Annotated in this window: 2 protein-coding genes; both read right to left on the minus strand. The window is 58.0% G+C overall.

Annotated features, from left to right (window positions below; all coding sequences use genetic code 11):
- Positions 1-480, minus strand: a 480-nt coding sequence (locus tag VLY20_09930) for a hypothetical protein (protein ID HUK56963.1), incomplete at its 3' end; no start/stop codon positions are given.
- Between the two features lie 523 nt (positions 481-1003).
- Positions 1004-9097, minus strand: a complete 8094-nt coding sequence (locus VLY20_09935) for an acyl-CoA dehydrogenase family protein (protein ID HUK56964.1) — start codon at positions 9095-9097, stop codon at positions 1004-1006.
- Between the last annotated feature and the right edge of the window lie 213 nt (positions 9098-9310).

The raw sequence follows: 9310 nt of genomic DNA on the forward strand, positions 1-9310 counted from the left end.
GAGATCGGGTCTTAATGACCACACAACGGTTCGAAGACCAATGTTCCTCGTATTGACAACTGTCTGTGTGGAAAATGAACCCTGAGGATTAGATGAAATAGTTTCGGGCTTGGAAGATCCGTTGCGGGTTTTGGTTGCTCTTTGTACAGATTTAGGTTTCCAAGCCAGAAGAGTTTTAGGATCTTGACCGTATTTTTTAAAATCGCTAATTGCTCGTTTCACTCGAGCGATATACGTTTGCAATGATCCGGCACTGAGATTCAGACTCTTCAACTTCCTATTAAAGATTTCTTCAAGGTGTTCTATCACATAATCTGTGGTATCCGGTTCATCTTCTATAAGCCCTTCCTGAACGATTTTTAACGCGGGAAGCATAGCCACAGCCGTATTTCTCGGATATTTACCAAGTTTCTCTGCCTTATTAATGAACTCCTTTAGCTGCTCAAAGGTTCCCTGTTTCTTTACCGATTGCGGCGTCATATCATACCTCCTGTTTATTTGTGGTCAAATTTAGCTTTTCAAAAAATCGTTTTGTTTCCCATGGCTGAAAGGAAATTCCACAGGTGAATTCCGCTGCAAACCTCAAAATACGACTTTTATAAGTCAAAAGGCTGAATGGGTCTTTATGTGCATCAGACCCGACCCATAAATGTTGGTCAAGTAAGGTTGGAAGCTCATCGATACAAAATGATTTATCCAATGGCATCGACTTAGATAGTGCGCGTATTGCAGTGCGAACACTGTAATAGGACGACGCAGGCCAGTGGGTTGGTTTCTTCACACATAAGAGATCCTCTAAAGTCAAGGCCTTGGTTTTAATCAATCTAAATGAATCTGACATGAATTTTTTAATTTATTATTTTGTTGCCATCTTGTCGTCGGTTATATATTACAGGAAACATAAAAGTTGTTCAAGAATTAAATCCGATAGATTTTGCGGACCCGGCTTGGTTGGATGCATGGTAGGAGCGATATTACTGAAATAAAACTTGAACAAACAGGATCATTGAGAAAGCATCTCGATCAGTTTCGGAATCGACTCGAACAGATCACCCACGATCGGATGAACGATCGGGGAGGGGCGGGTTTCGTTGAGTTTCATGAGCGGGGCGTGGGGATCTTTGTTGAAGGCGAAGATCACGGCGCGGTCGCCGATGTAATCCATGTGCTGCGGCGCGCCGGAGATGCCGAGAGCAAGGATCAGTTTCGGATTCACCCGCACCCCGGTCTGGCCGATCTGATGCGAAAGCGGCAGCAGTTTCAGATCCTGCGTCACCTTCCGCGTCGCGCCGAGATGCACCGTCAAACCCAGCTGCTCCAGGACCTCTTTAAGCCGGACCGCAAGATGCAGGCCCTCTTGATTCCGAAGGCCGTATCCGACGTCGATGATCACCTCGGCCGAGGCCAGGTCGTCCGGCGCGACCGGAGGCGCGGACTCGAACCAATCCGGATCGACCTTTAGCGAAGGGGTGGCGACCTTCCCGGCCGTGAAGCGGGCGGAAGGTTCGCCCGACGGGAAATCGCCGGTCGGTGAAACCGTCAGAAATAGATTGGGCGTTTGAGACAGTAGGGGGGTCACGGAGCGCCGTAATTTTCCGCCGTAGGCCGTTTTGAAGAGAGAAAGTCCATCGCGCCGGTCGATTTCAATCAAATCGGTGAACAGCAGGGACGTTTTACCGTTGAGGCTGCCGGACAAATGTGAAAGGGCGTCCGCCCAGTGCGGACCGCACACGATCCTAAGCTCGGAGGCAACCCTTGAGAACCTTTTGAGCCATGACAGACGGCCGGACTCGGTCAGAAGGCCTTCGGGAGCGGAAATGCAGACCGCACCGCTCAGTCCGCGGCTCCGGGCCAGGCCGATCAGCTGCGGCCAGGTCTTTTCCGGTCCCAACACCACGGCGCAGCTTTTTTGATCCAGCGACCGCCCCAAAAAATTCCCCGCGCCGAGCAGGGCCGGAATCATCTTGGTTTGCCGTGCTTCGATGATCGTCCAGACCGCCGGTCCGGTCGGCAGCGGCATCTCATCGATCCTCGAAGGATAAGGCTCCGCCTCCATCGCACGGGCCCCGGCCCGGTAGGCGTTAAGATAATCCGCAACACCGGCGAGTTCTCGGATCGTTTCGCTCTTGTGCACGACCGATCGTGCGGGAACCAAGCGTTCGGAAATATTTTTCCCGTGAACCGATAGACGCTCGATGCGGGCCAATTGTCCTTCGATCACCCGGCGGATCTTTGCACGCGGAGGCGCGTCGGCCCGGTCCCAGCTCAGAACCATGGGCTCGTTCGGAAGGACTTTGATCTCCGAGCCGTCATCGGTTCGGATGGCGAGCTCTCGACCGCCCGCCGCAATTTCAAGAGAGGAGAGTCTCGTAAAATAGCGGGATGTGGCCCCGGCCACAAAGGGTCCGAGCGGCTCCGCCCCATCCTCGGATGCGGAACCGGTCAAGATCAGGTCGTACGTCCTGGATTTTTCAAGCTCGGAGATGGCCTCGACAAAAGCCGAGCCGTCGGCCGTCGCTAACGCCTCAATGCGGTAAGCCGCATCGGCCCCGTAGCCGAGGGCCCACCGGAGATGGGACTCGGCATCCGGCCCGCCGGGCAGAACCAGATGAACCGTCACCGATGAAGGGTTGGCCTCTTTGAGTCGGATCGCCAGATTCAACGCGGATTCATCGGCGGGGTTGAATCGCCAGACGATTTCGGACAGACGCCCCTCTTTCAGCCGGGGAGCGGGGGCCGTGTCGGCCACCAGCCGGAGAAGACAGAGGATCCGCAGAGGTCGGGCGAGCCGGCCGGTCGGCCGCGATGGAGCCGCTGCCTTCCTTCCCATTCGCTCCAGAGCGGCGTCAGCCGCAACCGCCTCCGGCGCGTAGAGACCTTTCATGGCCCGCTCCGCGTCCCGATGGTGGCCTTGGTCGTACAGCGACAGGCGATGTTCGGCACGCCACACGGCGCGTTCCGCCAGGGTTAACAGGGGATCGATATAGGCCGCTCCCAGTTTTTCCCGGTTCTCCTTAAGCCACCGGATCCGATAAACCAGACAGTCCAGACGAAAAATCTCGCCGGCCATGTCGGCCAGCAGGAAATAAGTCGCCTGGAGTACCGCGTCCATCCAGACGGTGTCGCCGAGCCGGTCGGCCGCCGCCTTGACATGGACGCGAAGCGTCTCTTTCCAGAAAGCCAGGCGAGGGTCCGAAGGAAGCGCTTCGCTCCCGTCCCCCGTTCCTTCCGGCGTCGCGACCGGTCTCCAGTCCTTTGACATGGCGATCAGGTCTTTCAGGATGAGGAAGCGCTGAACCTCGTTCGTCCCTTCGTAAATATTCAGGATTCGCGAGTCCCGCCGGAGTTTTTCAACGCGATATTTTTCGGTGACGGCCGCCGGACCGTAAGCCTGCTCGATCAACGTGATCACTTCATGCAAATCCTCCGAGCAGACGTACTTGGCGATCGCCGATTCCATCCGAACCGACTCGGTTGTGTGACGGTCAAATAAGCCGACGAGGTGGAAGGCCATCGAGTCCGAGCCGAAGAGAATCGCCGCCGCTTCGCCCAACAAACGATCGCGTTGCGGTGTCGCGGGAACCTGCTCCCGGGCGTCCAGCAGCAACTTGCGCATCAGCGTGATCGAAGCGACGGCCAGACCGCAGCGGCCGACATTGAGCGTCTCGAGCGCGTTCACCTGACCGTGGCCTTCGTAGCCGATGACGCATTCCTTGGGAACGCGGACCTGGTCGATCGCGATTTCGTTCGTGGGCGAACCGCGCTGGCCCATTTTTCGCTCGTCGGCTCCCACCTTCAGGCCCTCGGCATGGCGGTCCACCATGAAGCCCGTCACGCCTTCCGGCGACTGGGCGTACAGGCAGTACTGGGTCGCCACGCGCCCGTTGGTAATCCACATCTTCGCGCCGCTCAATTCATAGTAGTCATAAACCGGTTTCCCTTCACGGACCCGGATCTGCGCGATGTCGTGAAAATACCTTTTTTGATCCTGGAAGAGGTAATAGCGCAGCCCTTCATCCGTGTCGTAATTATATTCATCGCACCGGATCGGAACGGATTCGTTGGTCGGAAGGTTGTAAACCATTCCGGACGGACCCGACCCGTCGTCAAAGCGAACCCGGTCGGCATCGATCAAGTATCTCGGCGCTTGCGGCGATGGAACGTCGTTGGTTTCGCCCTCCGTCAAATTGAAACGGTAGCGTCCATCCTCCAGGGGAGTCAACGGCCGGCTTATCGGGCGGGCCGTGGTTTTCACGCCGCCGGTGTCGGAACCGGCCGTCGGCTCGGTCAATGCAAAGGCGCTGATCCCGCCATGGCCCAGCTTCCTTAGGAAAAACTGGTGGGCCCGTTCGCGCCGCGGCAACTCATCCACCGCCTGCCGAACGGTCGGGGCCAGTTGATCGAAAAGGGCCTTGGCCGCGATCAGTCCCTGACGGAAGCCCTCCAAATCGCGGCGCTGCCCGGCGATCCCGGCGGCATAAAAAGCCTTGAGGAAATTGGCGGCGAGATACTTCACCACGCGCGTGTGCCGGATCCGCGAATCGACCAGAGCCATCAACTCCGTGAAGCCTTTCTTCAGACGGGCGGGGTCCGGCCGTCTCATCCCGGTGATCAGCCGGTCCAAACGATCCCCGATCTCTCCGAGTCGATGAGGGTGTCCCGTCAACGGCTCCAACTCCCGGGCCGCCAACGGCAGTTCTTTTTCAAGCCCGAGCAGCATCGGCGTGGTTCCGATGCTGGTGCTGGCCATGATGACCAGCAACAAGCCGGCGTCGCCGAAGCGGCCGGCCGCCGTTGTTAAGATATAATATTCCGCCTTCGACCAACCGCCGCCGCCAAATTCGGATGGAATGACGGTTGAAAAGTATCCGTTTTTCTTGAACCCTTCGAGCGTACCCTCTGGAATCCCATGAATTTTTTCAACGTACCGTTCGATATGCATTCCATCAAAACGCTTCATCCATATGTTCTCGACGAACCAGTCGGTGCAGTTCCGCCACCGCTCGCGGAGCGATGGATCGTGCAGCTGGATTTCGGGGACGAAACGGACCGAAGTATCAAACGCGGAGAGCAGGTATTGACCGGACTGATAAGGTTGTGACGAAGCAACGGGTGAAGGGTTGCAGATGGCTTCGTATTGCATCGGAAGATCGACCCGTTCGACCTCCGGCCTCTCCGGGAAAACCGTGATCGGCAACACGGTGGAGTCGCGCCGCCAGAATTCCATCGCGTCCACGGCTTGTTCGGCCAGGCCGACCAGAACGGCGCTTGCGGACGCGTCCCCTTCGACCGTCAGTCCCTGCTCGAGTCTTTCCTGCACCTTTAAGAGAACCCGGCGCGCGCCCAACAGCAACGCGGCCGCATCGCCGGCCTTGGCCGGATCGCTTTCGGGAAAAAGCCGCTTCCAGCGGGAAATATTTTCATCCCAGTGTTTCGCCGCCTCGGACAAGGGGCCGTTTCGAACCTCGCCCCATTGAAGGCTCGACGACGCATCCATGGCCTCGAGGGTCAAAGCGTTTTCCGGAAGGCGACGAACGAGACGTTCCGCGGCGCCGAACCCGGGGGCCAGATAGCGGAACAGGGCGCTGTCCCGATAGGCGCGGGACAGAAGATCGTCTTCGGAATAGGCAAAACCTCCGAAGATCTGGCCGGCGTCATATCCCATTTGACCCGCCTCCGGCCCGAAGGCCAAGGACGCCGCCGTTGCGCAAAGGTCCGACCATTCCGCGGGGCGTTCCGATGATTCCGAAGCGGTGTTCTCTTCCAAGAGTACGGCGAGGAGGAGATGCCATGCTTCGATACGGGCGATCATCGCTTTGACCGCACCCAGTTTAGCTATTCCGTCCCGTCCCTCGGTGTCCCGCATCTGGCGGGCGAACTGCACACGGCCGTCGGCATGTTCTTTGGCGCGACGGGCCAGATAATCCGCCGCTCCGAGAGCGACGGCGGCGTAGGCGATTCCAAATTGCGGGCCATGACCCACGGGCCAGCCCGGTCCCCGCACTTCCACGGCCTTGAATTCCAAACGATGAAGTCCGGCCGAGCGAAACCCGATGGCCGGAGTCGGGATTGTTTTAAGGCCGGGCCGATCCAAGGGGATCTCCCATGCCCGGTTTTGATATACCATGACCAGCGCGTCGGATAGGGCGAGCGGAACAAGTTCCAGGACCCCGTCGACGATAAGTCCCTCAGGGTCGACTCGGATTGAAAGAGAATGGCCATCCACGGCGCATCGGTCCGCATGGAGAGGTTGTCGGGCCTGTTTGAGTATTTTCAAGGCCTCGGTGCCGCGGGCCGCAAGAAGCCCCAAGGCCGGGCTGATCGCCGAGAACGCCCGAATTAAAGGATCCGCGTGGGCGGCGTGATTTATGATCAGAGAACGGAGACGCTCGCGCGCCTCCTCCGGGATAGGGAAGTCTTCCCATTCCTTTACGATGCGGTCCGGAAACAAGGCCGCGAGCCGTTCGTGAAGACCCGAATCAAACGGCGTCCCGTTGCGGTTTTCAAAAGCCGGACCCGAAGGCCCAAGGACGGCATCGACCGCTTCGATCATCGGACGGACCGTCTCGTCCCGAATCCGGCGTGCCGCCGATAAGGCATGGAACTCCTGGCCGGCCGACAGCTGGTGTTTGAGGTCCTTGGCATCCTCCTTAAGAACCAGCCGCCAATCGGCCTGGACCGGATCCGAAATTCCCAGAGTCGAAAATTCCTTGCGGATGTTCTCGGATGCGAGCAGCGTCTGAAGCGCATCGATGCGCCGAATCGTCATCGCGCCTATTTTTCGGGGCCATTCCCGTCGGCTCGCATCGGCCGAAGAGGGGAGATGCTCCACGGCCGTTTCAAGCGCACAAACGGCTCGTAGAACGGACGCGAGCGAATTGGACAAGTTTTCCAAAATTTCACGATGAGGCTTTTGTGGCGGGATCCCCGGTTTGAGGCGGGTTAAGGTCCGGGTTTCCTCGTGCGGAGGGTGGGGAACAACGGACGTGGCTTTTTGATTTAACAGAATCTGAATGGCTTCAGATTCCGGCCGATAGATGAGTCGATGATCGGTATGACGCCCCCAGCGCACCTGATCATCGGCGGCATGCCAGCACGATTCGCACTTGATGCAGTTTTCATAATTGACCGTCACGACGCCCCGCCCGACAAGGGGCGGATCATACTGATAAACCCGCGCCGGACAGACCGACCAAAGCGGGGACTGGGCAAGATCGCCGTGACGTATGAGCTCATCCGGCCAAAAGACGCGGATGTGTGAACGGGTTCCAATCCGGTACGTGTTGGTGGCCAACTTCGCTTCCAGGGAATCCGCCGTTTTGACCTGATCCAGATCCCGTAGGGTCTGCTGAGCCTGGATGTAATCCGCAACCGGGCCGCTCAAAATCTTCTCGACCGGCTGCCGAAGCAGATAATACCGGATGAAGTCGTATATAATGGATGACGCGGCGAGAAGCGCAAGGCAAGACGCGAAGCAGGGAAGTGCGATCCAATCGGTCAGCCTTAATCGCGCGAGAACGGACCGGACGGCCCGCCGGAATTTTTCGGACAACGGTCTGCCGTCGTTGGCATACACAATCTTCATTCCTTCGGCCAGACCGGGGGATAATTGGGTGAACCAGCCACGAATCGGCCACGGAAACTTTTGAACATCAACCTCCGGCTGATCAAAGATCTCGATCCTGAAAAGGAAACCGGGATCGGATGTTGACTCCGTCTTGGACAGATTGGCCGTCCATTGACGGAACAAAGAAAAATTCAGTCCGGAGGATAGGGCCGCGCCGAGGCCGGAGACCCGGATCATTTGCACGGCGTCGCTGAATATTTCGCGAAGGACTCGGGCCGATAAATGGCCGCGCAGGAAACGGGCCGCGTGACGCAATGGAGCGCGTGGTTGGGTCAGGAAATGAATCAATCCGCAGGCCAGATCGGCCGAGCGTCCGAAGAAGGCCTTGCTGGTCTCGAGGTATTCGGGCCAGGAAGATAAATACGCGGCATTTTGCCCGTAAACGCTCGCGTGCAACGGCTCAAGATAACTCTGCCGGAGCCGGTCGGCTGTGATCGGTCGACCGTCTTTGAGTAAAGCGCGGACGGCGCGGGCGAACAAGAGGCCGCTGGCCGAAGCAGGGCCGGTGAAATTCGGGTAGGGGAGATCGATCCCCAAACCGGTTGCGGCTCCTCCCACCGCAAGGCCATTTTCAACCAGGATCGGTTGTTCCTTGATTCCGCCGCTTCGAATCAGCTTCGTGCCATACGCCGATAAGGCGGCGCCCTTGAGAAGGGCTTTGAAATGGGGAAGACCGCGAAGCCATTCCATCAGCCGACCGTGATCGCCCCGATAAGCCTCCCTTAAATTTTCAAGGGGAACGACGTAGCCGAACGAGAGAGAGTCCCGGTTGGTATAGAGAAAGGCGCCGATATTCAAATGGACCGTCTGTCCCCCGATCTGAGCGTTTCGGATCAGGTATTCGTAAGCGCAGCCTTCTCCGGCTGAGAGGTGGAAGCGCTCCTCGATGGCGGCGGGCGGCAGCCTGAACACCGCCTTGACGCCCTGCATAAAATGGGGCGCGGCAGTTCGCTCCAGCCTCTCGCGCCGAACGAGGTGAGAGGCATCGCCTTCGGCAATAAAGGTTGCCTCGGCATAGACCGGTCCGTGCTCGGTTTCAACGCCGACCACACGACCGTCCCGTCGAATCAAGGAGGTAACGGTTGTTTGAGGCAGGAGCATCGCCCCTTGGGCCCGGGCCTGGTCGGCCCAGTAGGGGTCGTAAACGGGACGGAGGACGGTGTAACAATGGGGAAAGGTGACTTGATTTTGATAGGAGAACCCGACCAAGTCCAGGCCGTTGTGCAGGAAGATCCCCCTCCGGACCAGACGACGTTCATACGGGGCGGCCAATACGGCCGCCTCGCCGAAGGCATCCGCTTCGGCCAGGTTCTCCGCGAAATAAACACAGCCGGACCAGTTTTCGGCGCCGGCGTACGCTCCGGCTTCCAATACAAGGACGGAGAGCCCGGCCCGCGCCAGCGTCCCGGCGGCGGTTGCGCCGGCGGGTCCGCAACCGATCACGATGACATCAAAACGGAACCGTTTCATGGGTCCCTTCAAGAAAGGATGATCAAAAGCGTTGAGACGGATCTTTCCATGATCGGACGATAAAAGGCATTAAATCATCATATCATAGGGTCCTTTAACCTGCAAAATTTTCGCGCAAAAAAGCCCCGTTCAACCGGAATTGAACGGGGCTTTGGCGGAGAAAACCAAATTATTCCGATTCGGTTTTCAGAACAACGTAAAAAGCGCGGCTTT

The sequence above is a fragment of the Nitrospiria bacterium genome (genome assembly GCA_035517655.1).
GTDB lineage: Bacteria > Nitrospirota > Nitrospiria > JACQBZ01 > JACQBZ01 > JACQBZ01.